Source organism: Curtobacterium sp. NPDC089185 (assembly GCF_040685235.1).
Lineage (GTDB): Bacteria > Actinomycetota > Actinomycetes > Actinomycetales > Microbacteriaceae > Curtobacterium > Curtobacterium citri.
On the sequence record NZ_JBFBHK010000008.1, the window covers coordinates 84914 to 111726 of the forward strand.

At 72.9% G+C, this 26813-nt stretch carries 25 protein-coding genes; 14 read left to right on the top strand and 11 right to left on the bottom strand.

Going from position 1 to position 26813, the window contains the following annotated elements:
* Positions 1-48 precede the first annotated feature (48 nt).
* Positions 49-1239 (top strand): alpha-hydroxy acid oxidase, encoded by a 1191-nt coding sequence (locus AB0N84_RS10515; RefSeq protein ID WP_363546069.1) that lies wholly within the window; start codon positions 49-51, stop codon positions 1237-1239.
* Positions 1240-1274: 35 nt separating this feature from the next.
* Here AB0N84_RS10515 and AB0N84_RS10520 read toward each other — a convergent pair whose 3' ends face one another.
* Positions 1275-2468 carry an ROK family protein gene (locus AB0N84_RS10520; protein ID WP_363545936.1) on the bottom strand — a complete coding sequence of 398 codons (1194 nt, stop codon included), beginning with the start codon at positions 2466-2468 and terminating at the stop codon, positions 1275-1277.
* Positions 2469-2601: 133 nt separating this feature from the next.
* Here AB0N84_RS10520 and AB0N84_RS10525 point away from each other — a divergent pair, with 133 nt between their 5' ends.
* From AB0N84_RS10525 to AB0N84_RS10540, 4 genes are read left to right on the top strand one after another with little or no spacing between them, the layout of a single operon-like run.
* The gene (locus tag AB0N84_RS10525; RefSeq protein WP_363545939.1) at positions 2602-3900 is read left to right on the top strand and encodes an extracellular solute-binding protein; all 1299 of its coding nucleotides are present in this window, start codon (positions 2602-2604) and stop codon (positions 3898-3900) included.
* 10 nt (positions 3901-3910) lie between these two features.
* The gene (locus tag AB0N84_RS10530) at positions 3911-4861 is read left to right on the top strand and encodes a sugar ABC transporter permease (RefSeq protein ID WP_363545942.1); all 951 of its coding nucleotides are present in this window, start codon (positions 3911-3913) and stop codon (positions 4859-4861) included.
* Complete coding sequence (locus AB0N84_RS10535; RefSeq protein ID WP_069713415.1) at positions 4861-5778, top strand: carbohydrate ABC transporter permease; 918 nt, start codon at positions 4861-4863, stop codon at positions 5776-5778. Before AB0N84_RS10530 ends, AB0N84_RS10535 begins: the two co-directional genes overlap by 1 nt.
* Before the next feature lie 41 nt (positions 5779-5819).
* Positions 5820-7481 (top strand): glycoside hydrolase family 13 protein, encoded by a 1662-nt coding sequence (locus AB0N84_RS10540; protein WP_363545946.1) that lies wholly within the window; start codon positions 5820-5822, stop codon positions 7479-7481.
* Between the two features lie 94 nt (positions 7482-7575).
* On the opposite strand, the gene AB0N84_RS10545 is transcribed toward AB0N84_RS10540, so the two are convergent.
* Positions 7576-7899: a transcriptional regulator gene (locus tag AB0N84_RS10545; protein ID WP_182045620.1), complete on the bottom strand. Its 324-nt coding sequence runs from the start codon at positions 7897-7899 to the stop codon at positions 7576-7578.
* A complete protein-coding gene (locus AB0N84_RS10550) occupies positions 7896-8318 on the bottom strand; it encodes a chemotaxis protein CheY (protein WP_182045619.1) in 423 nt (140 codons plus the stop codon). The genes AB0N84_RS10545 and AB0N84_RS10550 overlap by 4 nt, the downstream gene beginning before the upstream one ends.
* Positions 8319-8406: 88 nt before the next feature.
* On the opposite strand from AB0N84_RS10550, the gene AB0N84_RS10555 reads away from it, so the two are divergent.
* Positions 8407-9378, top strand: coding sequence for an ATP-binding cassette domain-containing protein (locus AB0N84_RS10555; protein ID WP_289457166.1), 972 nt, complete (start codon positions 8407-8409; stop codon positions 9376-9378).
* A complete protein-coding gene (locus AB0N84_RS10560) occupies positions 9375-10601 on the top strand; it encodes an ABC transporter permease (RefSeq protein ID WP_182045617.1) in 1227 nt (408 codons plus the stop codon). Before AB0N84_RS10555 ends, AB0N84_RS10560 begins: the two co-directional genes overlap by 4 nt.
* A gap of 81 nt (positions 10602-10682) precedes the next feature.
* Here AB0N84_RS10560 and AB0N84_RS10565 read toward each other — a convergent pair whose 3' ends face one another.
* Positions 10683-11315 (bottom strand): TetR family transcriptional regulator C-terminal domain-containing protein, encoded by a 633-nt coding sequence (locus AB0N84_RS10565; protein ID WP_069713419.1) that lies wholly within the window; start codon positions 11313-11315, stop codon positions 10683-10685.
* Between the two features lie 74 nt (positions 11316-11389).
* A complete protein-coding gene (gene pnuC, locus AB0N84_RS10570) occupies positions 11390-12055 on the bottom strand; it encodes a nicotinamide riboside transporter PnuC (RefSeq protein WP_363545953.1) in 666 nt (221 codons plus the stop codon).
* Positions 12056-12171: 116 nt separating this feature from the next.
* Here pnuC and AB0N84_RS10575 point away from each other — a divergent pair, with 116 nt between their 5' ends.
* Positions 12172-12714, top strand: a complete 543-nt coding sequence (locus AB0N84_RS10575; RefSeq protein ID WP_363545956.1) for a hypothetical protein — start codon at positions 12172-12174, stop codon at positions 12712-12714.
* Between the two features lie 7 nt (positions 12715-12721).
* On the opposite strand, the gene AB0N84_RS10580 is transcribed toward AB0N84_RS10575, so the two are convergent.
* The gene (locus AB0N84_RS10580) at positions 12722-13513 is read right to left on the bottom strand and encodes a TetR/AcrR family transcriptional regulator (RefSeq protein ID WP_363545959.1); all 792 of its coding nucleotides are present in this window, start codon (positions 13511-13513) and stop codon (positions 12722-12724) included.
* Positions 13514-13599: 86 nt separating this feature from the next.
* On the opposite strand from AB0N84_RS10580, the gene AB0N84_RS10585 reads away from it, so the two are divergent.
* A complete protein-coding gene (locus AB0N84_RS10585) occupies positions 13600-14463 on the top strand; it encodes an NAD(P)H-binding protein (RefSeq protein WP_363545962.1) in 864 nt (287 codons plus the stop codon).
* Between the two features lie 9 nt (positions 14464-14472).
* Here the strand turns inward: AB0N84_RS10585 and AB0N84_RS10590 are convergent, their stop codons facing one another.
* On the bottom strand, positions 14473-15357 hold the full coding sequence (locus AB0N84_RS10590) for an aminoglycoside phosphotransferase family protein (RefSeq protein WP_363545965.1): 885 nt from the start codon (positions 15355-15357) through the stop codon (positions 14473-14475).
* Between the two features lie 195 nt (positions 15358-15552).
* On the opposite strand from AB0N84_RS10590, the gene AB0N84_RS10595 reads away from it, so the two are divergent.
* From AB0N84_RS10595 to AB0N84_RS10605, 3 genes are all read left to right on the top strand, one after another.
* Positions 15553-17322, top strand: coding sequence for a hypothetical protein (locus AB0N84_RS10595; RefSeq protein ID WP_289457158.1), 1770 nt, complete (start codon positions 15553-15555; stop codon positions 17320-17322).
* Positions 17323-17476: 154 nt separating this feature from the next.
* Positions 17477-18997, top strand: a complete 1521-nt coding sequence (locus tag AB0N84_RS10600; RefSeq protein ID WP_363545968.1) for a cryptochrome/photolyase family protein — start codon at positions 17477-17479, stop codon at positions 18995-18997.
* 119 nt (positions 18998-19116) lie between these two features.
* Positions 19117-20448 (top strand): GNAT family N-acetyltransferase, encoded by a 1332-nt coding sequence (locus AB0N84_RS10605; protein ID WP_363545971.1) that lies wholly within the window; start codon positions 19117-19119, stop codon positions 20446-20448.
* Positions 20449-20858: 410 nt separating this feature from the next.
* On the opposite strand, the gene AB0N84_RS10610 is transcribed toward AB0N84_RS10605, so the two are convergent.
* Positions 20859-22292 (bottom strand): NAD(P)/FAD-dependent oxidoreductase, encoded by a 1434-nt coding sequence (locus AB0N84_RS10610; RefSeq protein WP_363545974.1) that lies wholly within the window; start codon positions 22290-22292, stop codon positions 20859-20861.
* Positions 22289-23164 carry a UbiA family prenyltransferase gene (locus AB0N84_RS10615; protein WP_363545977.1) on the bottom strand — a complete coding sequence of 292 codons (876 nt, stop codon included), beginning with the start codon at positions 23162-23164 and terminating at the stop codon, positions 22289-22291. Before AB0N84_RS10615 ends, AB0N84_RS10610 begins: the two co-directional genes overlap by 4 nt.
* 83 nt (positions 23165-23247) lie before the next feature.
* Between AB0N84_RS10615 and AB0N84_RS10620 the strand changes: the two genes are divergently transcribed.
* Together AB0N84_RS10620 and AB0N84_RS10625 are read left to right on the top strand one after the other, a co-directional pair.
* Entirely contained in the window at positions 23248-24291 is a 1044-nt protein-coding gene (locus AB0N84_RS10620; RefSeq protein WP_363545980.1) for a nucleotide disphospho-sugar-binding domain-containing protein, read from the top strand.
* A gap of 33 nt (positions 24292-24324) precedes the next feature.
* Positions 24325-24456 carry a hypothetical protein gene (locus AB0N84_RS10625; RefSeq protein WP_363545983.1) on the top strand — a complete coding sequence of 44 codons (132 nt, stop codon included), beginning with the start codon at positions 24325-24327 and terminating at the stop codon, positions 24454-24456.
* 38 nt (positions 24457-24494) lie between these two features.
* Here AB0N84_RS10625 and AB0N84_RS10630 read toward each other — a convergent pair whose 3' ends face one another.
* A complete protein-coding gene (locus tag AB0N84_RS10630) occupies positions 24495-25448 on the bottom strand; it encodes a hypothetical protein (RefSeq protein WP_363545985.1) in 954 nt (317 codons plus the stop codon).
* Between the two features lie 98 nt (positions 25449-25546).
* Entirely contained in the window at positions 25547-26806 is a 1260-nt protein-coding gene (locus AB0N84_RS10635; RefSeq protein WP_363545988.1) for an FAD-binding protein, read from the bottom strand.
* Between the last annotated feature and the right edge of the window lie 7 nt (positions 26807-26813).

Here is a 26813-nt window from a genome sequence, read left to right on the forward strand (position 1 = left end):
GTCCGGGTGCAGCGGCAGCTGCCGAGCGTCCGCGACCTCGCCCCGCTGATGCAGTTCAGGAAGCCGTCGCTGCCGGGTCGGCGGCAGCGGCTCGAGTCCGCGTTGACGATCTGGGACCTGCGTCGGATCGCTGCGCGCCGGACCCCGAAGGCGGCGTTCGACTACACCGAGGGTGCTGCGGAGGCGGAGATCTCACTCGCACGTGCCCGGCAGGCGTTCGAGGACATCGAGTTCTCGCCGGCGATCCTGCGCGACGTGTCGCAGGTGGACACCTCGCGCGAGGTGCTCGGCGCCCCGGTGTCCCGCCCGTTCGGCATCGCCCCGACCGGCTTCACCCGGATGATGCAGACCGAGGGCGAGCGCGCCGGGGCGAGGGCCGCCGGACGGGCGGGCATCCCGTTCTCGCTGTCGACGATGGGGACCACCGCGATCGAGGACGTCCGCGACGCCAACCCGCACGGGCGCAACTGGTTCCAGCTCTACATGTGGAAGGACCGCGACAAGAGCATGGCGTTGGTCGAGCGGGCCGCTCGGGCCGGGTTCGACACGCTGCTCGTCACCGTCGACGTCCCCGTCGCCGGTGCCCGGCTCCGCGACAAGCGCAACGGGTTCTCCATCCCCCCGCAGCTCGGCGTGAAGACCGTCGTGGACGCGATCCCGCGGCCGTGGTGGTGGTTCGACTTCCTCACCACCGAGCCGCTCGCGTTCGCGTCCCTCGACCGCTGGTCCGGCACGGTCGGCGAACTGCTCGACCACATGTTCGACCCGACCGTCACGTACGAGGACCTGGAGTGGATCCGCGACCAGTGGCCGGGCAGGGTCGTGGTGAAGGGCGTGCAGTCCCTGGCGGACGCGAAGCGCCTGGCGGACCTGGGCGTGGACGGCATCACGCTGTCGAACCACGGCGGCCGGCAGCTCGACCGCGCCCCCGTGCCGTTCCACCTGCTGCCCACCGTGGTGCGGGAGGTCGGGAAGGACACCGAGGTGCACCTCGACACCGGCATCATGTCCGGCGCGGACATCGTCGCCGCGGTGGCACTCGGCGCGCGGTTCACGATGGTCGGCCGCGCCTACCTGTACGGGTTGATGGCGGGCGGCGAGGCCGGGGTCGACCGGATGATCCAGATCCTGTCCGAGCAGATCGAGCGGACCATGCGGCTGCTCGGGGTCGCCTCCCTCGACGAGCTCGAACCCGGGCACGTCACCCAGCTGCAGCGCCTCGTGCCGGTCCCCCGGTAGCCCGCGTCGCTGGTCGACGGCAGCGGGACCGACGATCAGGTCGCCAGGACGGGGGCCTCCGCGGGCAGCGGGAACGCCAGGGGGTCCGCCCGCACCACGTCGAGCGCCCGGGCGACGGCCCCGAGCGCGACGACGTCGCCGCCGAGGCGGGAGGCCACGACCTCGGGCGTCGGGTCGAGGTCCCACGCCGCCAGGTGCTCACGGGCACGATCGATCACGGGGCCGGCCGCGTCGGCGATCGCCCCGGCGACCACGACCCGGTCGATGTCGAGCAGGCTCGCGAGCAGCACGCACACCCGGGCGAGCCGGTCGCCGAGCCCGTCCACCACCTCGAGCGCGAGCGGTTCCCCGAGTGCCGCGGCGGCGAGGACCACGGCGGCGTCCGGTTCGTCGTCCCCGCCGAGCAGGGAGTCCACGGGGACCCGTCCCTCGGCGCGGGCCTGCCGCAGGAGCGTCCGCGCCGTGCGCCCGATGCCGTCCGACGACGAGACGCCGTCCACCAGGTCGAGCACGCGGAGCTCCCCCGCGCCACCACGGGCGCCACGGAGCAGCGCGCCGTCCACCACCAGACCGGCACCGAAGCGCTCGCCCGACAGCAGGGCGGCGAAGGAGGCGTCGCCGGAGGACGGGCGCTCGGCGAGGGCCGCCGCGTTCGCGTCGTTCTCCACGACGACGACGCCGTGCGGCACGACCGCCGCGAAGCCGGGGTTCATGCTGTCCCAGAACCCGCCGTCGGCGGGCGACTCCCCCGCCGCGTCCACGGGCGCCGGGATGCCGAGGACCGTCACGAGCACGCGGTCCGGAGCCACCCCGGCCGCGGCGAGCGCTGACGCCACGGTCTCCTCGACGACGCGCAGACGGACGGGCACCTCGAGTCCCGACTCGCCGAGCGACCCCTCGGCGCGGGTCAGGACGGTGCCGCGGAGATCGGCGACGAGGGCCGTCACCCGGTGCTGTCCCGCGTCGACGCCGACGACGACCCCGGCGGTCTCGTCGAGCTCGGAGCGCCGGGCGGGCCGCCCCTTGCGGTACTCGCCGGCGGCGCGGGCGTCGTCGAGGTCGCGGAGCCACCCGAGCCGCACGAGCTCGGTGCACGCGGCGAGCACGGTCGAGCGGGTGAGCCCGGTGGCGTCGATCGCCTCGGACGCGGTGAACGCCCCGGTGCCGAACGCCCAGGCCAGGACCGCTTCGGCGCTGGTCGCGCGGGTGGTCTCACGGCGCTGTGACATGCGCCGACCCTACCGCGGGACCGTTTGCTTGCGCGATTAGATTTTCTGGGTACATTTAGTCCGGCGAGCCGACACCGACGTCGGGCGCAGACCGGAACGGCAGGGCTGCCGGGTCCGGACGGACGGAGACGACGTGCAAGCACACGCCACCACCAGGGGCACGGCCGGGGTCACCCGCCGTGGCTTCCTGCTCGGTGCGGGCGGCATCGGCGCGGGCCTGGCACTCGCCGGGTGCGCCCCGCTCGGAGGATCGAGCAGCCGCCCCGAGACGATCACGTTCTACGTGTCGAAGCCCGAGGTCATCGGGTACTTCGACGACGTCATCGCGAAGTTCCACGACAGCCAGTCGAAGATCCGGGTCGTCCGCGACTCGACGTCGAACATGTCCGCGAACTTCGTGCGGAACCGGCCGCCGGACCTCGGATGCCTGAACTACAACTACGCGATGGTCTCGTTCGTCGAGCACGGCGCGCTGACCGACCTGTCGGACACGCGCGAGCGGGACACGATCAACCCGGACCTCTGGCCGCTCATGCAGCAGACCGCCGACTACCCGGGGCGCACGAGCGTCCTGCCGTACTCGGTCACCGCCGCGTCCGTGATCTACGACAAGGCGCTCTTCGCGCAGCAGGGCCTCGAGGTGCCGACGACCTGGAGCGCGTTCACGGACGTGTGCGAGCGGCTCGTGCGGGCCGGCATCACGCCGATGTACGGCACGTACAAGGACAACTGGACGATCGCGCAGGGCATGTTCGACTACTCGGTCGGCGGCATGCTCGACGTGCCGGCGACCTTCGCGGCGCTCGATCGCGAGGGCACCTCGGTCGGCAGGGGGTCGGCAGTGTCGTTCGAGCGGGACTTCGCCGCCCCGGTCGGCCGCATGGTGGACCTGCTGCAGTGGCACCAGGCGGGTGCGGCCAGCCGGGGATACGGCGACGGCAACCTGGCGTTCGCGCAGGGGAAGGCCGCGATGTACCTGCAGGGCCCGTGGGCACTCGGCGAGATCGCGAAGACGAACCCGGACATGAACCTCGGCACGTTCCCGTTCCCCGCGACCGACGACCCGGCCGACAACAAGGTGCGCGTCAACGTCGACCTCGGGCTCTGGATCCCGGAGGCATCCCGGAAGCAGGAGGCCGCCCGCGAGTTCCTGTCGTTCCTGATGAGCCCGGCGGTCAGCGACCAGTACAACGCCGACAACAACGGCTTCGGGGTCCGGAAGGACTCGCCGCCGGTGTCGAACCCCGCGCTCCGCGGCATGCAGGACTCGTACGACGACGCGCGCTTCTACCTCGGCGCCTCGCAGCTCATCCCCGCCGAGATCCCGGTGGCGAACTACCTGCAGTCCATCGCCTTCGGCGGTGCGCCCGAACCGCAACTCCGCACCCTCGACGGCGACTGGGCGCGGCTCGCGCTCCGGTCGGCCGCGTAAGGAGACGACCTTGGCCACCACGACCACCCGATCGATCACGACGGCGGACCGCCGCCGACGGGGCGGAGCCGCACCGCGCCTCCAGGCCGACAGCCGCGGACGCGGGAAGCGCGTCGACCCGCTCTTCCTCGTGTTCCTCGTCCCCACGCTCGTTCTCTTCACGCTCGCGATCACGCTCCCGGCGGTAATGGGGATCGTGCTGAGCTTCACGAACTCCGTCGGCTTCGGCGAGTTCCGGTTCACCGGGCTCACGAACTACGTCGCCGTGTTCTCCGACCCCGCGATCCTGCAGGCGTACCTGTTCACCATCGGGTTCTCGCTCGTCACCGTGCTCGTCGTGAACGCGGTCGCGTTCCTGCTGGCGATCGCGCTGACGTCGAAGATCCGCGGCAAGATCGCGCTCCGCGGGGTCTTCGTCCTGCCGATGGTGATCTCGGGCATCGTCATCGCGTACGTGTTCTCGTTCCTGTTCGCCAACTCGCTGCCGGCGTTCGCGACCGCGCTCGGCTTCGCGCCGCTCGAGCAGAGCATCCTCGCGAACCCCGACCTGGCGTGGGTCGCGATCGTCGTGGTCACGGCCTGGCAGGCGATCCCGTCGACGCTCCTCATCTACATCGCCGGGGTCCTGTCCATCCCGGGCGAGGTGTACGAGGCCTCGGCACTCGACGGCGCGAGCTCGTGGCGACAGCTCGTCTCGATCACCGCCCCGCTGACGGCGGGCTACATCCTCATCAACCTCGTCATCGGGTTCAAGAACTTCCTGAACTCGTACGACATCATCGTCGGCCTGACCGACGGCGGCCCGGGCACCTCGACCACCAGCGTGGCGATGAGCATCTTCAAGGGCTTCAGCGGCGGCGACTACGCGTACCAGATGGCGAACGCGACGATCTTCTTCCTGATCGCCGTCGTGATCGCCGTGATCCAGCTGCGGGCCACCCGCGGGAAGGCAGCGCTCTGATGTCCCTGCAAGCACCCCTCCGCCCCGGCACCACCGCGACCGGCAGCGTCCGGTCCGTCGACGCCGACCGCACCGCCGGGGGCCGCGGCGCCGGCCGACGCGACCGGGCGAACTGGCCCGTCACGATCGTCCTGGCCCTCTGCGCCCTGTCGGTCCTCGTCCCGCTCTACGTCACCGTCACGATGGCGTTCAAGACGACCGCGCAGGCCGTCGACGGCAACGCGTTCTCGCTGCCGGCGCCGTTCAGCGTCGACGGCTTCGTGCAGGCCTGGGAGCTGACGGACTTCCCCCGCGCCTTCGGGGTCTCGGTGTTCATCGCCGCGATCACCGTCGTCGGCACGATCCTGCTCGCCTCGTTCACCGCCTACGCGATCGCCCGCAACTGGGAGCGCCGGCTGTTCCGCTGGTCGTTCTTCTACCTGCTCGCGGCGATGTTCCTGCCGTTCCCCGTCCTCGCCCTGTCGCAGGTGAAGCTCACCGGACTCGCCGGGCTCGACAACCCGATCGGTGTCGCGATCCTGCACGTCATGTTCCAGCTGTCCTTCAGCGTCCTGCTCTTCACCGCGTTCCTGCGGTCGATCCCGGCCGAGCTGGAGGAGAGTGCACGCATCGACGGTGCGAGCACGGGGCAGGTGTTCTGGCGACTGGTGTTCCCGCTCCTCGCACCGATGAGCGCCACCGTCGGCATCTTCGCGTTCCTCGCCTCGTGGAACGACTTCGTGATGCCGTCGCTGATCACCTCGAACCCGGCCCTGCAGACGCTGCCGGTGCTGCAGCAGATGTTCCAGACCCAGTTCAGCAACAACTACAACGTGTCCTTCGCCTCGTACCTGATGGCGATGGCGCCGGCGATCATCGTCTACCTGGTCACCCAGCGATGGGTGATGGCCGGTGTGACCCAGGGCGCGATCAAGTGACGACCGCGAACCCGACCACCACCCACAACGAGAGGCCAGTCGTGACCGACACCGCCGTCCAGCCCGCAGCGACCACCACCGACGAGACCTGGTGGCGTCAGGCGAGCGTCTACCAGGTCTACCCGCGCTCCTTCGCGGACGCGGACGGCGACGGGATCGGCGACCTGCCCGGCGTGACCGCGCGGGTCCCCTACCTGGCGTCGCTCGGCATCGAGGCGGTCTGGCTCAGCCCCTTCTACCCGTCCGCCCTCGCCGACGGCGGCTACGACGTCGACGACTACCGCGACGTCGACCCGCGGCTCGGCACGCTCGACGACTTCGACGAGATGGTCGCCGCCCTGCACGGCGCCGGCATCCGGGTGATCGTCGACGTCGTGCCCAACCACACGAGCGACCGGCACGCGTGGTTCCGCGAGGCACTCGCGTCGCCGGCGGGCAGCCCCGCACGCGACCGGTACGTGTTCCGCGACGGCAGCGGCCCCGACGGGTCGGAGGCGCCGGCCGACTGGGTGTCGATCTTCGGCGGCCCGGCGTGGACCGCCGTCGGCGACGGCCAGTGGTACCTGCACAACTTCGCGGCGGAGCAGCCCGACCTGAACTGGGCGAACCGCGAGGTCCGCAACGACTTCCTGCACACGCTGCGGTTCTGGTCCGACCGCGGGGTCGACGGCTTCCGCATCGACGTCGCACACGGCCTGGCGAAGGACCTGCCGTCCGGGCCCCTGCCGTCGTGGGCCGAGGTCCTCGCGGCGCCGAAGGACGGTCAGCACATCCTCTGGGACCGTGACGACGTGCACGAGATCTACGCCGAGTGGCGGAAGGTCTTCGACGAGTACACGCCGGCGCGCACCGCGGTGGCCGAGGCCTGGGTCGCCGCCGACCGTCGTGCGCGGTACGCCAGCGCCGAGGGGCTCGGACAGGCGTTCAACTTCGACCTGCTCGAGGCCGACTTCGACGCGCAGCAGTTCCGCACGATCATCGAGTTCAACCTCGGGCTGGCCGAGCAGTCCGGCTCGTCGACCACCTGGGTGTTCTCGAACCACGACGTCGTCCGGCACGCCACCCGGTACGCGCTCCCCGCCCGCGACGGCTCCGAGCAGAAGCAGGGCGCCGCATGGCTGCTCGCCGGCGGGTCGCAGGCCGACCTCGACCGCGCGCTCGGGCTCCGTCGTGCGCAGGCGGCGACGCTGCTCGAGCTCGCGCTGCCCGGTTCGGCCTACCTGTACCAGGGCGAGGAGCTCGGGCTGCACGAGGTGGGCGACATCCCGGACGCCGACCGCCAGGACCCGGCGTTCTTCCGCAACCCCGGTGTCGACGTGGGCCGCGACGGATGCCGCGTGCCGATCCCGTGGACGCGACAGGGGTCGTCCTTCGGGTTCGGCGAGGGTGGCTCGCACCTGCCGCAGCCGGCGTGGTTCGCGGACGTCTCGGTCGAGGCCGAGGACGCCGACCCGGACTCGACGCTGAACCTGTACCGGAAAGCGCTGGGCCTGCGCGGCCAGCTGCAGTCCGAGGAGCACCTCGAGTGGCTCGAGACCGGTCGCGACGACGTGCTCGCCTTCCGTCGGCCGAACGGCTGGACGAGCGTCACGGTGTTCGGCGACGAGCCGTACGCGCTGCCCGCCGGCGAGCTCCTGCTCGCCTCCGCGCCGGTGGCGGACGGCGCACTGTCGGGCGTGGGGACCGCCTGGTTGCGTTCCTGACGGAACGGGTCGCGACCAGGAGACGGCCGGGAGGCGCGGTGCCAGCAGGCACCGCGCCTCCCGTCCGTCGCGGCCCCGCTCGCTCGCCGCTCGGTCAGGCCGGGTCCGCCGACGGTCCGGCGATCTCCCGCAACGCCGCCAGGTGCGCTCGCCAGGCCGTCCGCCCGGCACGCGTGAGCGTCAACGACGTGCGCGAGGTCTTCCCCACGAACCCCTTCGCGACGGCGACGTACCCCGCGGTCTCGAGGGCACTGACCTGCTTGCTCAGGGCAGAGTCGGTGACCTCGACGGCGTCGCGGACCTCGCGGAACCCGAGCGTCCCGGCGCGGTCCAGCGCCGCGACCACCGAGAACCGGACCGGGTTCTGCAGCAGGTCGTCGAGCCGGTGGCGCGGGTGCGCACCGTGGGTCGTCGTCACGCCCGGGACTCCCACGCTGCGCACGCCAGCGCGACGACCAGCACCGCGCCCGACGTGACGGCGGACCAGACCAGGGAGCCGTGCACCCACGCGACGACGGCGATCGCGGCGCAGTACGTCACGGCCCACGCCGCGACGTAGGCGGTCCACCGGCGCCCCCGGGCGAACGCCGAGCGGCCGCGGATGCTGATCGTGAACCAGAGGACGAGTGCCATCACCACGGCGATGGTCCCGACGTAGGCCGCGCCGAACGCGCGGCCCTCGCTCAGCCCCATCGCGAAGGTCCCGAGGGACGTGGTCGCCCCGAGCGCCGTGATGAACGCGACGTAGGGCCAGCGGACGGCGTCGTGCGCTCGGCGGGCGAGCCGGTCGGCGCTGGTCAGGAGTGCTCGGGCCTCGGACGGTCGGATCTCGGTCATGTGTTCCCCTCTCCGCTATCCATCTTGGCAACTACTTTCCAGTTTGGCAAGTACCGCTCGCTCGGGGTCCGTCGGTAGGGTCGGCCCCATGAGCGGTGCCAGCATCAGCGTGCGGGACTTCGTGATGCGCTTCGGCGACCGCGACGTCGTCGACGGCCTGTCCTTCGACGTCGCACCGGGCGAGACGTTCGGGCTCCTCGGCAGCAACGGGTCCGGCAAGACGACCACCATCCGGGCCCTGCTCGGCATCACGACACCGACCGCCGGCTCCCTGACGATCGACGGCGCTCCGTACCGACCGGCGACCGGCGGCATCGGGTACCTGCCCGAGGAGCGCGGGCTCTACCGCAAGGAGTCCGTCATCGACGTGATGACGTACTTCGGGATGCTCCGTGGACTCCGGCGTCCCGAGGCCGTGCGGTGGAGCACCGGGTACCTCGAGCGGATCGGGCTCGCCGACCGCGCGAAGCTCCGCGTCGACAAGCTCTCCGGCGGCCAGCAGCAGAAGGTGCAGCTCGGCATCACGATCATGGACCGGCCGCGCCTGCTCATCCTCGACGAGCCGACGAAGGGCCTCGACCCGGTGAACCGCCGGCTCCTGCTCGACCTGGTCGACGAACGGAAGGCCGACGGCGCGACGGTGATCCTCGTCACGCACCACATGGACGAGGTCGAACGGCTGTGCGACCGGATCCTCCTGCTCAAGGACGGTCGAGCGGCCGCCTACGGCACCATCCCGGACGTGCAGGACGCCTTCGGCGGTGCCGTCGCCCGGGTGCTGCTCGACGGGAGCGTGCCGCCCTCGCCCCTGTACCGGCTCGCCCGGCACGAGGGCCACGTCGCCTACCTGGTCCCCCGCGCCGCGGCGGCACCGGACGGGTCGGACATCCTCGCGTCGCTCGTGACCGCCGGCGTGCACGTCACCGGGTTCGAGATGCGACGCATCCCGCTCGACGAGATCTTCGTGCAGGTGTACGGCCACGACGCCGGTGCCGACGACGCACACCCGCCGGGCCGTGCGCCGCTCGGCACCCCGGCACGGACCGGGGCCGCCGCGTGAGCCGGCTCGGGACGGTCGTCCGCTTCGAGTTCGTCCGCGCCGTCAAGAAGCCCGCGTTCTGGATCGGCACCCTCGCCCTGCCGATCGTGGTCGTCGTCGTCTCGCTGCTCGTGGGGGTCGGCCAGGCCGCCGGCACCGACTCGGTGTCGTCGAGCAGCTCGGCGACGCGGACCCCGTTCCACTACGTCGACCACTCGGGTCTCGTGTCCGCCTCGGTCGCCGCGCAGTGGGGCGGCACACCGTCCGAGGACCCCGCCGCCGATCGGGCGGCCGTCCGCGCCGGGACGCTGGAGCTGTTCGTCGAGTACCCCGCGAAGCCTTCGACGGAGCCGATCCGGCTCGACGCGGCCGACCGCGGTCTGTTCGAGAACGGCGGGTACTCCTCGCTCGCGGAGCGGGTGCTCGAGCGCAGCGTCGCGACCTCGGTGGACGACGACGAGGCCGTCGCGCTCCTCCGCGCCCCGCCGGCCACCGAGCTCACCGCCTACGCCGACGGCCGCGTGGCACCCGGCTGGCTGTCGATCGTGCCGCCGTTCCTCTACGTGGCGGCGTTCTTCGGCATCGTCATCCTGCTCGCGACGCGGATGGTGACCGTGGTCGTCGAGGAGAAGGAGAACCGGATCTCCGAGATGATCCTGACGACCGTGACGGCGGGCGACCTCATCCGCGGCAAGGTCCTCGCGATGCTGCTCGTCGGGCTCGTGCAGGTCGGCGTCGTCCTGGTACCGGGACTCGTCGTCGCCCTGGCCGCGCTGCCGTTCGTGGCGTCGCGGCTCGGTGGTCTGAGCGTCGACCCGTGGCGGATGGTCGTGGGCGCGCTCCTGCTCGTGGGCGGCGTCCTGCTGGGGTGCGGGCTCTTCGTCGCGGTGGGTGCGGCGGTGCCGTCCATCAAGGACGCCTCGACGCTGCAGTCGGCGGCGATCTTCGCGCTGATCATCCCGCTGTACGCCGCGTTCTTCGTGATGACGACGCCGTCGTCGCCGGTGGCCGCGTTCTTCACGTACTTCCCGACGTTCACCCCGATCACCGCGATGGTGCGCAACGCCGTGGGCACCCTCAGCGTGGTGGAGTCCGTGGTGTGCATCGTCGAGGTCTTCGCCACCGCGGCGGTGCTGCTCTGGTTCGCCGAGTACCTGTTCCGGCACTCCGTCGCGCAGTACGGCTCGAAGGTCACCCTGCGGCAGATCGCCGGCTGGCGCCGCGGCCGACCCGGGACGCGCTGACCGCGGGCGGTCCGGTCCTGCGTGGTCGTGGCCGGCCCGGTCGTGGCCGACCTGGTCGTGGTCGGCCGGGTCGCGGCTCCGTCAGATGCTGGCGAGCGCGGAGTCGAGGTCCCACGCCACGGGCTCCGGCGCGCGCCACCCCTGGCGCAGCGTACGGACGGCGCGGTCGAACTCGACCAGTGCGTCGATGTACGGCCGGACGAGCATCTGCACCTGCAGCCCCTCGTGGACGGCGAGCAGCTGCGTCGCAGCCTGGTGCGTCGGGATGCCGATGTGCTCGGCACCGGATGCGACGTCCCGCTCGAGCCCCGCGGTGAGCTGCTCGACGTGCTCCTCGAACCGCTTGCGGAAGAGCTCGGCGAAGTCGCGTTCCGACGCGGCGATGGACACGACTCCGGCCAGGAGCCTCACGAGTCCCGGGTCGGCGACGTCCTCGGCGAGGGTCAGGCGGACGTGGTCGACGGTCGAGGCCGGCTCGACCGAGCGCCGGGTCCCGCGCAACTGCGTCCAGCGGTCGTAGGTCACGAGCAGCAGCGCGTCCCAGATCGGGAAGACCCGTTCGACGACCGCGGTGTCGAGCCCGGACGTCTCGGCGACGACGCTCGCGTCGACGTCGTGGTACGGGTGCAGACGGAACGCACGGATCGCGCCACGCACGATGCGTTCGGCCAGGACCGCCTCGTCGTCGTACGTCACGTCGCAGGAGTCTGCCATCTCCACAGTCCACAGGATGCGCCGTCGCGTGTCTCCACCCCGTGTGGGGGGCACGGGGACGTCCGACGGTCGGCTCAACCGACGGTGACGGGCGCCGCGGAGGGCTTCCGTCCCTGCGACATCCACACGAAGAACCCGGTCAGCGTGAAGGCACCGTAGAAGACGTACATGAGCCCGGAGGCGTAGTACCCGGCCGAGAACAACAGCGGGACACCGACCAGGTCGACGGCGACCCAGACGAGCCAGAACTCGACCCAGCCCTTCGCCATGCCGTAGGTCGCGAGCACCGACCCGACGAAGATCCAGGCGTCGCTCCACACCGGCTCGTAGGAGCCGAGCGCGCGGAACAGCGGGGTCAGCAGGGCGGTGCCGCCCACCATGACGAGGACCATCAGCCCGCGGGTCGGCCAGGAGGCCCACCTCGGCTCGACGACGGTCGTCGCCTCGTCCGCGCGGTGCGTCCACCGGTACCAGCCGTAGACGCTGACGACGATGAACATGACCTGTCGGCCGGCCTGCCCGAGCAGGTTGACCGGGTTCGGGGTGTCGAAGAGCGCGCCCATGAAGACGGTGAAGAGCAGGGCGTTGCCGAGGATGCCGACCGGCCAGGCCCACACCCGACGACGCATCCCGCCGAGCGCGCTGAGCAGTCCGAACACGTTGCCGATCACCTCACGCCAGAGCACGGTCTGGTCGCCGATGACGAGCTGCGCGTCGAACAACCACCTGACGATGCCCATCGACCCTCCTCGTTGCCGGGCCTCGCGACGGCCCGGACACTCCAACGGTAGGACCGACCTCGGCATTCCGCGGACTCCGCGACCCCGCGTGACACCGCGGTCTAGGCTCGGGGGTCGTGACGGACGAGGGCGCGGCGGACGCGGTGCGGCGCGCACGGGACCTGCTCGCCGACGCCGGCAACCGCCTGCGCGAGGCCGCCGTCCGCGACGAGGCGCTCGGCGAGTACGTCGAGCCACGTGCCGTCCTCGGCATCCGCCGCGAGCCGACGATCCGGTCGCTCGGGCGGGTGTGGCGCGTCGGCGCCCTGCTGCTCGGCTCCTCCCCCGAGACCGCGGGGCGGGTGTGGGCGACCGGACGGATCACCCGGGTCACGGACCCCGGTCGCCAGCAGTTCGTCTCGGTGTCCGCCGAGGTGCGGCGCGCGTACCGTGCGGCGGCGGCCAAGGGGCACTTCGCCGAGGGCGACACCGTCAACCACGGCGCGGTGCCGGTCCCGCTCGACGACACGCTCGTGGGTGCCGCGGGGGTCCTCGCGGTCGTCGACGACGAGCCGGTGGTCCGCTGGTCGGCGACCGCCGGTGCCGTGGTGCCACTCGCCGACTACCTGCGCGACCGCGTCGCCCTGCTGGTCGATCCGCCGCGGGGCGCGACCGACTGACGGCCGGTCAGGCGCCGCCGTCCGACGCGTCCGCTCCCCCGTCGGTCCCGTCGACCACGCGGTCGAGCCACTCCGCGAGGACGGCCCGCTCGGCCGGCGACAGCGCGTCGAGTCCGTCGACGCCGGCGCGCAGGGTGAGTGCGGCGGTGCGCAGCGCGCGGTCCGGTCCGGCCGGCACGTCGTCCTCGGCCACCAGGACCTGCGACGCGACCGCGGCCCACGCCCGGTCGGCGAGGTCGCTGCGCCGGTCGTCCTCGGCCTCCCCGGCCTCCCCGAGGATCGCGAGCACCGTCCCGGTCCCGGCCGCGTGGACGAGCCGCACGGCGTCGGCCTCGCGCACGAGCAACCGCCCGACCGCTGCGACGCGACGCAACCGTTCCTCGAGCGCCCGCAGTCCGGCGGCGACGGCGGGTGATCCCCGGCCGCGGCGCGGGTCGCTCATGATGACGAAGAGGTCGGGGTTCGCGAGGCCGAAGGCGATCGTCGCGTCCCACCCTGAGCGGAGTGCCGCGACGGGGTCGGTCCCCTCGGCAGCGCCGTCGGCGACGAGCGCGGCCTTCTCGGCGGCGAAGACCGTCATCGCGTGCTCGGCGACGGCGTCGAGCAGGCCGTCCTTGTCGCCGAACAGCCGGTAGATCGTGGGCGCCTGCACCCCGGCGCGTACGGCGACCGCACGTGTCGTGACCGCGTCGGCCCCGTCCTCGTGGAGCAGCTCGGCCGCAGCTGCGACGATCCGCTCGCGGACGTTCCGGCGCGGGTCGGCGTCGGGTGCGGGAACGGGGGCCGAGGTCGACGACATGGACCAACGCTAACAGGGTCTTGCTATCGCCGGAATCAGCGCGTACGGTCGTCGCTGTTACCACCGCTAACAGGAACGAGCATCCAATGATCACCATCACCGGAGCGACCGGCGCCCTCAACGGCGCGACCGCCGACCACCTCCTCCGTCATCTGCCGGCCTCCGACCTGACGGTCGTCACCCGCGACCCCGCGAAGGCGGCGGGGTTCGCCGACCGCGGCGTGGCGGTCCGACCGGGCGACTACGACGACCCCGCGACGCTCCGCACCGCCTTCGCGGGCGCGGACCGGCTGCTCCTCGTGTCGTCGAACGACCCGGCGGGCGACACCGTCGCGCAGCACCGCAACGCGGTCGACGCCGCGGTGGCAGCGGGCGTCCGGCACGTCTCCTACACGAGCCACCAGGGAGCGGGTGCGGACTCACCGTTCGTCCCCGCGCGGCACCACGCGGCGACCGAGGACCTGCTCGCGGCCTCCGGCCTCCGGTGGACCTCGCTCCGGAACGGCTTCTACGCGCACAGCCTGCAGTGGCTGCTCGGTCCCTGGGCCGCGACGGGGACGGTCTCCGTGCCCGCGGACGGTCCGGTCTCGTGGACCGCGCGCGAGGACGCCGCCGAGGCCGCCGCCGCGCTCCTGCTGCAGGACGCCCCCGCCGAGGGGCCCGTGACCATCACCGCGACCGGGGCGCCGACGTTCGCCGACCTCGCCCGGCGGCTGTCCGACCGCGTCGGTGACGAGGTCGGCTTCGAGCTCGTCGACCCCGAGCGGTGGGTCGAGCGCGCCGTGGCCGCCGGCCAGGACGAACGCATGGTCCGGTTCCTGCTCGGCATGTACGAGGCGGCGGGCGCGGGGTGGTTCGCCGGCACCGACCCGACCCTCCGGGCGCTCCTCGGGCGCGAACCGCGGTCCGCGGACGACGCGCTCGACGACGTGGTCGCCGCCGCCCGGTGACCCGGAGCGTCAGTCGGCGAGCCGATCCGTGACCGCCGCACGGGCCATGGCGTCCCGACCGTCGCCGAGCGCACCACGGCTGACGGACCACAGCGCCGACTCGACGGCCCGCGCCGTGCACCAGGCCGCGATCCGTCCGACGGGCTCCCCGGTCACGTCGGCGAGCAGCGCGGTGCGCGCACGCACGGTGGCGGTCGGGTCGGCGGTCCGGAACGGGTCGTCGACCTGCGCCAGGAGCGGCCCGAGGTCGTAGGCGGGGTCACCGACCATCGGCTTCGGGTCGATGACGAGCCACGGCGAGCGCCCGGCCGCGAGGACGTTCCCCGGGTTCGCGTCGCCGTGCACTATTACGGTGCGTCGTGCACCGACGGGCAGGGCGCGGAGGAGCTCGGCGCCGCGGCGGACGAGCCCGGGGTCGAACGGCGGGGCGACGGCCCGCATCCGCTCCTCGAGCAGGTCCGCCCACCCGGCGGCCGCGTCCGTCAGGCGTTCGAAGGGGTCGGTGTCCGGCACCCCGGCCGCCCACAGGCCGCCGAGCAGCTCGGCGGCGGTCCGCAGCCGTTCGGCCGCCGGCAGGTCGACGCGATCGGACAGGCGCGTCCCCGGATCGCAGCGCTCGAGCAGGAACACGAACGGGTCGTCGGGGTCCACCGCGAGGAGCCGCACCGCGCCGTCGCCGTCCCACCGGGCGAGGGCGGCCGCCTCGTGCTCGGCCTCGCGGTGCGGGAAGGAGAGCTTGAGGACCGCGTCGCGCCCGTCGGGGGTCGTGACGGGCAGCACGTGCGAGATGCTGCCGCCGCCGAAGGGTGCGCCGACCCGCAGGTCCCACCGCGCGACGGCGTCGCGGAGCAGCCGCGGGACGGACGCCCGCCAGTCCTGCTCGGTCGGCCACATGCGGTGAGCGTACCGACGACGGGCCGCGACGGGCGGGGCGGGGCAGCTCCGTGCCTCCCGGCCGTCGTGACCCCCGTTCGGGGTACGCGCTTGTCCGCCGCAGCACCGACTGCCGCGCCCCGCGGGCGGGTCTACGGTCTGTTGCGGGCGGCAACGGGGCCGCCCGACGACGAATCGAGCATCATGCAACGACGGATGAGCACGCTCCTCGCGACGATCACGGCGGTCGGCCTGGTCGGCGCCCTGACGCCGGCCCTGCAGGCACAGGCAGCGGTCCCGACCAGCGACACCCCGGACTTCGGGAGCAACGTCAAGGTCTACAGCCCGTCGACACCGACCTCGACCATCCAGGCCGACGTGGACGCGGCGTTCAACGCGCAGCTGCGGAGCACCACCGCGCAGTTCGGGTCGCAGCGGTACGCGTTCCTGTTCAAGCCGGGCAGCTACGGCCGGGTCTGGGCGAACCTGGGCTTCTACACGTCCGTGGCGGGTCTCGGCAGGAACCCCGACGACGTCACGATCAACGGGGCGGTCAACGTCGACTCCGGGTGGAACGCCGGCGACGAGAAGAACGCCACGCAGAACTTCTGGCGGTCGGTCGAGAACCTGGCGATCGTGCCCGAGGGCGGCACCGACCGGTGGGCCGTGTCGCAGGCCGCGCCGATGCGCCGCGTGCACGTGAAGGGCAACCTGACGATGGGGCCGTCCAACCAGGACGGCGGCCAGGGCTACTCGTCCGGCGGGTACATCGCCGACTCGAAGGTCGACGGCACCGTGACGAGCGGCTCGCAGCAGCAGTGGTACACCCGCAACTCCACGCTCGGGTCGTGGCAGGGCGGCAACTGGAACATGACCTTCTCGGGTGTCCAGGGTGCGCCCGCGAACGACTTCGCGAAGAGCTACACCACCCTGGCGACGACGCCGGTCACCCGCGAGAAGCCGTACCTGTACGTCGACTCGTCGAACAAGTACCACGTGTTCGTGCCGTCGCTGCGGACGAACTCCTCCGGCGTCACGTGGCCGGACACCGCCGGGACCGACATCCCGATGCGGAACTTCTACGTCGCGCACCCGGGCGACTCCGCGGCGACGATCAACAGCGCGCTCGCGCAGGGGCTGAACCTGTTCTTCACCCCCGGCACGTACCAGCTGAACGCCGCACTGAACGTCACGCGTGCCGACACCGTCGTGACGGGCATCGGCTTCCCGACGCTCGTGCCGACGGCCGGCAACGCGGTCATCACCTCGAACGACGTCTCCGGCGTCAACGTCTCGAACCTCGTCGTCGACGCGGGCACGCAGAACAGCGCGCAGCTCGTCCGCCTCGGCACCAGCGGCTCGCACGTCGACCACGCCGCCGACCCGCAGAGCATCCAGGACGTCTTCTTCCGCGTCGGCTCGAGCATCCAGGGCAAGGCCACGACGACGCTGCAGGTCAACGCCGACGACACGCTGGTCGACCACATCTGGGCCTGGCGAGCCGACCACGGCGGCGCGGCCACCGGCTGGAACGTCAACACCGGCGCGACCGGCGTCGAGGTGAACGGCGACGACGTGCTCGCCACCGGGCTGTTCGTCGAGCACTACCAGAAGTACGAGGTGCTCTGGAACGGCAACCGCGGTCGCACGATCTTCTTCCAGAACGAGATGCCCTACGACGTGCCGGACAACGCCTCGTGGCAGAGCCCCACGGGCGCCGGGTACGCGGCCTACAAGGTCGCCTCCGGGGTGACGAACCACGAGATCTGGGGCGGCGGTGTGTACTGCTTCTTCAACACGAACCCGTCGGTGCACGCGGACCGCGCGTTCGAGACCCCGACCACCTCGGGCATCCGGGCGCACGGGCTCGTGACGGTCTCGCTCGGTGACACCGGGACGATCTCGAGCGTCATCAACGGCGTCGGTGGATCGGTGCCGACGCCCGCGGGCAACACCGCGCCGAACCGCGTCGCGTCGTACAACTGAGCCGAGGCACGGGCAAGCGACCACCACGGTCGAGCGGGGTCGTCGGCGCGAGCCGGCGGCCCCGCTGCCGTGCCGGACAGCACGCACGACCGCTCGACGGACGGGGCACACGCGCCGTCAGCCGGACGTCACACGTCGCCGGTAGCGTCCGGGCATGGCACCCGAGCGCGGCAGCACCGAAGCCGGCAGCACCGACCGCAGCAGCACCGATCGCCGTCGCCTCGTCCTGCCCGGGCAGTACGGACCCCTGTTCGACGACGGCGGCCCCGCCCTGGTCGTCGAGGCCCGCGAGTTCTTCACCGCGCGCCCGGTGCACCGCGCCAAGGCACACCTCTGGCTGAGCGCCCTGCGGCACCGCGTCCGCGAGCTCGGCGACCGCGCCGAGCACGTGCAGGTCGACACCCTCCGGGAGGCGCTGGTCGGCCGCGACGACCTCGACGTGGTCGACCCGCCCTCCCGGACCCTCCGCGCCCAGGTCCGGCACTGGGGCCGCGGGACCGAGGTCCTGCCGAGCCGCGGGTTCGTCACCGACGAGGCCGAGTTCGCCGAGTGGGCGGCGCAGGGCACCGGACGGTTCCGGATGGAGACCCACTACGAGCGGGTCCGCCGGCGCGAGGGCTGGCTGATGCAGTCCGACGGGCCGATCGGCGGGAAGTTCAGCCTCGACGACCAGAACCGCGAGCCGCCGCCCCGGGGCGCGACGACGCTCGGGCTGCCGGACCCCTGGTGGCCGACCGAGGACGACATCGACGACGAGGTCCGGCACGACCTCGACCGCTGGGAGCGCGACGGGGTGGCGAGGTTCGTCGGCCGCGACGACACCCGCCGCTTCGCCGTCACCGCGGACGAGGCCCGACAGGCCCTCGACGACTTCGTGCAGGTGCGCCTCGGTGACTTCGGCCCCTTCGAGGACGCCACGCTCACGAACGACTGGACGATGGCGCACTCGCTGCTCAGCGTCCCGATGAACCTCGGGGTGCTCGACCCGTTCGAGGTCGTCGAGGCCGCACTCGTCGCGCACCGCGACCACGACGCCCCGCTCGCGAGCGTGGAGGGCTTCGTCCGCCAGGTCGCCGGCTGGCGCGACTACGTCTGGCACCTCTACTGGTGGTTCGGCGACGACTACGGCGCCGAGGAGAACGCCCTCGGCGCGCACGAGCGGCTCCCCCGCTGGTGGCAGGTGCTCGACGCGTCGGAGATCGACGCCGTCTGCCTGTCCACCGCGATGGAGGGCCTGCACGACCACGGCTGGCTCCACCACATCCAGCGGCTCATGGTGCTCGGCAACTGGGCCCTGCAGCGCGGGTACGACCCGGTGCACCTGACCGAGTGGTTCACCGACGTGTTCGTCGACGGCACCGACTGGGTGATGCCAGCGAACATCATCGGCATGTCCCAGCACGCCGACGGCGGGATGGTCGCGACGAAGCCCTACGCGTCCGGCGGGCGGTACATCGACCGGATGTCGGACCACTGCGGCGGCTGCCGGTACGACCCCACGAAGCGGCTCGGCGAGGACGCCTGCCCGTTCACCGCCGGCTACTGGGCGTTCCTGTCGCGCACGGAACCGGCGCTGCAGGACAACCCGCGGATGATGCGGCCGCTCCAGCAGATGCGGCGGCTCACGGACCTCGACGAGGTGGTGGCCCAGGAGACGCGACGCGGCACGCCCTGACCGGCCGTCCGGTCCGTCGGGACCGTGTGACGGACGGGAGGCGCGGTGCGGCGCCGCCCCACGCCTCCCGTCCGACGTCCGCTCACCGCCCGGACGGGGCACACCGGTAGGGTCGGCTCGTGGCCAGCAACGACGCATTCGACGACCGCTACGACCTGCGCGAGTTCGCGCCGACGACCGACGACCAGGGGGCGCCGACGCCGGAGACCGAGGCGTGGATGCGCGCCGTCGGGCTCGGGTTCCACGAGCCGCACCCCGACGCCGAGGGCGCTGCCCGCATGGCGTCGCACTTCCTCGAGGACCAGGAGACCTTCCTCGGCGCGTACCTGCGGGACCCCCTCCCCGGGTCCGTCGACGAGACGTGGCCGGCCGGCACGTTCACGTGGTTCCGCAAGCGGCTCAGCTGGGGCGACGGCGCATCGATCGACACGCAGGCGATCTCGGCCGTGACCGTCCGACCCACCGAGCGTCGGCGCGGGATCCTCCGCCGGATGATGACCCACGCCCTCGAGCGCGGCATCGCCGAGGGGTACGCCGTCGCCTCGCTCACCGCGTCCGAGGGCACGATCTACCGCCGGTTCGGCTTCGGCTGCGCGATCCGCGAGCGCGCCGTCCGTGTCCGGCGCGAGCGCGCGCTCCCCCTGCTCGCCCCGACGACCGGCACCGTCGCCGTCGTCACGCCGGAGTGGCTCGCGGGCGGCGTCGGCCGCGCCGTCTTCGACCGGTTCGACGCCCGCACCCCGGGGTCCATGGTGCGCAACGCCGGCACGTGGCCGATCGTGTTCGGGCTGCGTGACGGCGAGGGCAAGCCCGCGACCGACGTCCGCGCCGCGGTGCACCGTCCCGCCGGCGCGACCGCCGCCTCGGACGTCGACGGCTACGTGACGTGGCGCGTCAAGGAGGGTCGCGGCGGCACCGACACCGTGCTCGAGGTCGTCGACCTGGTGTACGCCACCGACGCCGCGTACCTGTCGCTGTGGGAGTTCCTGCTGTCGATCGACCTCAACGACGTCGTCCGGTACACCCGCTCGCGGCTCGACGACCCGGTCGTCGCGGCGCTCGGGGACAACCGCGCCTACGACGTCGAGCACGAGGAGGACCACGTCTGGCTGCGGGTGCTCGACGTGCCCGCCGTGCTGACCTCGCGTCCGTACGCGGTCGACGGGTCGATCTCGCTCGCGGTGTCCGACGCGATGGGCTTCGCCGCCGGCACCTACCGTCTCGACGTCGTCGACGGACGGGGCACCGTGACCCGGACGGCCGACGACGACGGTGGCGAGGCGGACCTGCGGCTCGACGTGGCTGACCTCGGCGCGGTGCTCATCGGGTCGGTGTCGCCGGTGACGCTCGCGGCGGCGGGGCTCGTGCACGCGGACGACCCGGCGGCACCGGCGGTGTTCCGGTCGATGCTGGTGCCGGCGCGGGTGCCGCACGGGATCACGTACTTCTAGGCGCACCGGGAGGCGCGAGGACCCCGGGGACCGGTCCTCGCGCCTCCGACGGTGTCACTCCAGCAACGACTGCACGGCGTTCCAGAGGTCGAACTGCTTGCCGCCCGTGAAGAACGCTCCGACGCGCTTGAACCGGTAGTCGGTGGCCCGGGCATGCCCGCGCCCTGCAGCCGGACGTGGCCGACCGGGCGACCGTCGTCGGCGCTCGTCACGGTCCAGTCGGACGGGGCACCGACCGGTGGGCCGTCGCAGGTCACGACGTACCGGTGCCCCGTGTCGGTCTCGACGTCGAACCGCGGTAGGTGGTCGAGGTCGGCGTCGCGGTCCTGGGGTCGACCCTGCACCGTGACCGTGCTGATGTTCGCCTGCACCACCCTGGTCTCCTCCTGATCGGTCGCCCTCGGCCGGTGTCAGGCCGGGTTCGCCTTGAGCAGCCGCTGCACGGCGATCATGGCACCGCCCACCACCGCCGGGATGCCACCGCCGGGGTGCACCGACGCGCCGACGCGCCACAGCCAGGGCTTCCACGGGTCGTTGTACGACGGGCGGTGGAAGGGTCCGCTCAGCCACGGCGGACGCGCTGCCCCGTAGAGCGCGCCGTGGGGTTCGCCCCCGCCGCCGTAGTACTGCGGGTCGAGCACGACCTGCTCGTCGAGCAGGTCCGTGAGGGGCCGGTCGAGTCCCATCGCGCTCGAGACCCGCTCGACCTCGCGTCGGACGAAGGGGTGCTCCACCGTGTACCGCCCGCCGTCCGCGGGGGCGGTGAGCAGGATGCCGAGGGTGCTGCGCGGGTTCGGGTACACCTCGCCGGCGCGGTACTGGTTGACGAACACCATGGTGTCCGCCGGCTCGTCGCCCGCCTCGAGGCTCCGGTGGAGCGCAGCGGGCTTCGTGGGCAGCACGACGCTGTGCGTCGCGAGGGCGTCCGGCAGTTCCTCCCGCAGCACGCCGTACACCGCGACGGCCGAGCAGGAGAGGGCGCGGGGGCGTCGACGGGGCAGGGTCGGGATCCGCGACGGACCCGTCAGCGTGGTCAGCCGGTCGGCGTCGAGTGCGCTGACGACCAGGTCGGCGCGGTGGTGCCCGACGTCGGTGGTGACGGATCCGCGCTCGATGCGGGTGACGGCCTCGCCGGTGCGGACCTCGACCCCGGCCGCCTCGGCCAGCCGACCCAGCGCGAGCACGATCTCGTACACCCCGCCGCGCGGCACCCAGGCCCCGGTCTCCGCCATGATCGCGGGCATGCTCGCGTAGAGGGCGGGGGTGCGCGACGGCGAGACGCCCGCGTTGAGGGTGTGGATCGCGATGATCTCGCGCAGCCCGTCCGGCAGCCACCGCAGGCTGTCGAGGTAGGCGCGCGTGGTGAGCCGTGAACCGTACACGGCCAGCAGCCTGCGGAGCGCGGGCAGCGCGGCCCGGTCGAGCGGGTCGGCGAGCAGCAGCTCGGTCACGTCGTCGGCGAGCGGCGCGTGCAGGTCGGCGAAGCGTCGCCAGGCGGGGTACCAGGGGTGGTCGGGCGCCACCGGCAGGGAGGTCTCCTCGCCGTCGTGGTAGTACCGGCCGACCTCGGGCATCCGCACCAGGTCGAGGCCGCCGACGTCACTCGTCCGGTCGGCGGGACGCCCGCCGTCGCCGAGTCGCCGCCGCAGTTCGTCCCACACCGCGGGGAAGGTCACCAGCGACGGCCCGGTGTCGATGCGGTCCGCCCCGAGCTGGATGCGGCGACTCTTGCCGCCGAGCTCGGCGGAGGCCTCGAGCAGGGTGACCCGGTGCCCCGCGTGCGCGAGTAACGCGGCGGCGGTCAGTCCGCCGATCCCGCCGCCGACCACGACGATCCGACTCATGCGCGGCCTCCCAGGACGATCGAGACCAGGAGCAGCACCCCGGCGAACGAACCCGCGATGTAGGGGAACGCGACCGACAGGCGGTAGAGGCGGTGCCCGGTCTCCGGCGTCGGGTCGCGCAGCAGGGACACCACGAGGATGCCGGCGATCAGGAGGTTGACGGCGGCCACGGGCACGCTCACCACGGCGAACAGCGCCGTGGAGACGAGCCACCACACCCCGCTCCAGACCGCGGTCCCGCGCGCGCCGAGCCGCACCGCGGTGGTGGTGATCCCCGCGTCACGGTCCTCGACGATGTCCTGGACCGCGTCGAAGGCGTGCTTCGCCACGCTCCACGCCATCAGGCCGAGGGCGGCGGGCCACACCGGCGTCACCTCGAGGGCAGCGGGCACGATGACGAGCGGCAGCGCGTAGGCCGCGTTGCTCAGCGAGTCGAGGAAGGGCCGCGCCTTGAAGCGCAGCGGCGGTGCCGAGTAGAAGACGAAGACACCCACGTAGAGCAGGATCGCGACGTTCGCGAGCGGCGGCAGCGTGAGGGCGAAGAGGACGAGGAACGGGACGTTGACGGCCGCCACGGCCCAGGCGATGAGGCGGACCTCGGACTGACGGATCCGCGCACCCTCGATGGAGCCCTTGCGCGGGTTGGCCGCGTCGGTGTCCTGGTCGTAGATGTCGTTGACGCCGTAGATGAGCAGGTTGAACGGCAGGGTCAACCACAGGATCACCGGGAGTGCCCGGAGGTCGAACAGCGAGCCGGTCAGCCAGACGGCGACGAGCCCGGACCCGATCGTGTTGATCCAGAGCACCGGTCGCGAGATGTGGACGAGGCGGCGCACGGCGAGACCGAGCCCCGACGGTGCGGTACTCGACATCGTTCCACCACCGTCTGTCACGAGGTCGAGCGTACGCGCCGCGGGTCGGCACCGCGTGACGGTGCCCGGGCCACACTGGTCGGATGCGCATGATGCTCCTCACCGCAGGCACCCGAGGCGACGTGGAGCCGTTCACTGCGCTGGCACGGCACGCCGCCGCCCGCGGTCACGAGGTCCGGCTGGCACTGCCCGACGACGCCGTCGCACCCGCGGACGTGGACGCCGTGCCCCTCGGCCTGGACGCCCGTCGGGTGCTCGCGCCAGCCGGACGCTCCCCGATCGCGATCGCACACCACGTGCGCTCCGAGGTGCGGCCCGCGATGCGGCGCATGTTCGCCGCCGCGGTGCGGGAGACCGTCGCCTTCGACCCCGACGTGGTGGTGCACCACCCGCTGATCCTCAGTGCCCCGATGGTGGCGGACACGCTCGGCGTGCCCCGCGTGCTGGCGGAGTTCGCGCCCGTGGCGACCCCGAGCGCGCGCTTCCCCGCCGCCGGCGGTCCGACGGCCACCCGTGACCTCGGCTCGGGCAACCGGACCAGCTACGCCGTGCCGCGCGCCGCCGCACGCCTGTTCGACGCCGACGTCGCGCGTGCCGCCGCCGGGTTGCCGGGAGGTCGTGGTCCCGCCCGGCGGTCGTCCTCGCGGGCGACCCTGATGGCGGTCAGCCCCGCGCTGCTGCCGCGTCCGGACGACTGGCCGGAGCGTGTCCACCAGACGGGTGCCTGGTACGAGGACGGACCGGCCGCCGACCCCGCCGTCGCCGCGTTCCTCGACGCCGGCCCGTTCGTCGTGGCGTCGCTCGGTTCGATGGCCTCGCTCGGTCCGTCGGGCGCGGGGGACGCATCTGCGCGCGGACGTGCGGTCGTCAGGGCAGCCCGGTTCCACGGTCTCCGCGTGTTGCTGGTCACCGGGTGGGGCGGCCTCGCGCTGCCGTCGGAGTGCCGCGGTCCGGACGTGCTCGCGGTGCGCTCGGCACCGTTCGACGCGGTGTTGCCGGGCGCGGCCCTCGCGGTGCACCACGGCGGGGCCGGCACCTCACACGCTGTCGCCAGGGCCGGGGTGCCAGCCGTCGTCGTGCCCGTGACCGCCGACCAGCCGTTCTGGGCCGCGCAGCTGCACCGGTAGGGGCTCGCCGCGGCGGCGGTCCCGCTGCGGCGCGTGTCGGCCTGGACGCTCGCTTCGGCGATGGGCGATGCCCTGTCCCGCCGCGAGCGGGCGGCGGAGGTGGGTCGGCTCGTGCGGCGGGAGCACGGCGTGCGGCGGGCGGTCGACGTGCTCGAGTCCCTCTGAGGCCCCGTCCCACCGTCCGTCCCCCGACAGCGGAGGGGTCAGCGGTCGAACAGGCCGCCGAGGAAGTCGTTCCCGAGGTTCGACGCCTGCTCGCCCAGGCCGGATGCCTGCTCGCCCAGGCCGGATGCCTGCTCGCCCAGGCCGGATGCCTGCTCGCCCAGGCCGCCGAGGAACTGCTCGCCCTCGGCCGCGAAGCCCTCGACCCCGCCGCCGAGATCGGCCAGGCCGAGGTCGCCGATCCCGGACGCGATGCCCTCGAAGTCGACGCCGAGGTCCGCGGCACCGGCGAGCACCGGCGCGGCGGCCGCACTGACGACGGCGCCACCGGCGACCGCCACGGCCAGGCCGCCGACCGCCATCGCACCGGCTCCGACCGCGGCGCCGCCGGCGAAGGCACCACCGCGCCCGCCCGTCGACCGGCCGGACCCGCCGAGCACGCGACGGATGAGCCCGGGGCGGGACATCTCCCCGCGGGTCATCGCGCGCGCCATGCTGCCCGACGAGTCGTCGCGCAGGTGCTCGTGCGGGGGCAGCTCGGAGTTGAGTCGGTCACGGACCTGCTGCCGCTGCGCCGGCGTGAGGCGTGCGAACGCGTCGTGGTGGACCTGCTCGAGCTGGTCGGGGTTCGAGGTGCGCAGCAGGTAGTCGTACTTCGCCAGTGCCACCTTGTCGGGGTCGGCCTGGCCGTGCTGCTGCGGTCGGCCACCGTGCTGCGGCTGCCCGTACTGCTGCTGGCTGTACTGCGGCTGCCCGTACTGCTGCTGCTGCTGGCCCTGCTGCTGCTGCTGCTGCTGCCCGTGCGGACGCTGCTGCTGCGAGCGGTCGTCGCCCGTCAGCTTGTCCGCGGCCGTGCGGACGATGTCACGCCAGTCGCTCCCGCCCGAGGACGGCTGCTGGTTGCCAGCGGCGGCGTTCCCCTGACCGCGCTGCTTCTGCATCTGCTTGTCGATGACCTTGGAGGCCATGCCGAGGATCCGGTTGAGGTTCGCCATGCACCAACCTTTGTGATCACACATGTGAGCACTCAGCGACCCACCCGTGCCCGAGCCGTCGAACTCCTGCACATCTGCTGATCCCGCCCGCTCGTGGGTCAGGACAGCACGCGCGCCAAGAACGCGTTCCGGAAGCGCCCGGCCGGGTCGAGGTCGCGCGCGAGGGCCGCGAAGTCGTCGAGCCGCGGGTACACCTCGTGCAGCCGTTCCACGCCCGCCGCCGACACCTTGCCCCAGTGCGGCCGCGGGTCGAACGGCGCGAGGACCGCCTCGATCCGCTCGACCGCCGACGCGACTGCCGCCGGGTCGCGACGGAAGGTGAAGTGCAGTCCGACCGACTGCCGGCCGGTCGAGGGCGCGAGCCACGCGGTGTCCGCCGCGATCGTCCGGACCTCCGCGGCGATGAGCAGCGGGGCGAACACCGGCTCGAGCGGACGGAGGGCGTCGAGCGCCGCGACGGCGTGCGCCGCGGGGATCAGGTACTCCGCCTGGATCTCCGCCCCGGTGGACGGCGTGAAGGTCGACCGGAAGTGCGGCAGCCGCTCGGCCCAGGGGCCGGGGACGCCGCCCTGCTCGGTGACGCTCGCGGCGTCGTTCTCACCCGGGTGCACCGGTCCGTCGGCGCGGCGGGCACCGAGGGCGACGAGGTCGACCGCGGGCCCGGGCTCGTCGACGCGGTGCTTGGTCCACACCTGCCGGGCGCCGCGGTCGTCGAACGAGGTAAACATCGACACTGAGTAGGCATCGGACATCACGTCGTCGAAGTGGGCCGACACGGCGTCCCACGGCAGGTCGAGGTGCACGGTCGTGGCGACCTGGAACGTCGGCTCGATCGCGAGCTCGACCGCGGTGACGACACCGAGCGCCCCGAGGGCCACCCGGTGCGCGTCGAGGTCGTCGTCGGGCGACGAGGCGTCGACCCGGTCGACCGCGCCGGAGGCGCGGACGACGTCGAGGCCGACCACGGCCTGCGCGAGCGAGGGGTTGCGGACGCCCGAGCCGTGCGTGCCAGTCGCGACCGCACCGGCGACCGAGATGTGCGGCAGGGAGGCGAGGTTCGCGAGGGCCCAGCCACGGGCCTCCAGTCCGGACGCCACCTGGCTGTGCGTCATCCCGGCCGCGACGCGCACGACCCGGCGCGTCTCGTCGATCTCGAGCAGCGGCGGGAGACCGGCGAGCGTGACCTGCACGGCGTCGGTGTCGGCGATCTCGTTGAACGAGTGCGTCGACCCGAGCGCCGTCAGGCGCGGCGTGGCCGCGACGAGCTGCTGGAGCTCCGCCACCGAGGTGGGGCGTTCCAGCGCGGAAGCACGGTAGGTGACGTTCCCCGCCCAGTTGGTGCGCGTCGTCGCGGCCACGGTCACG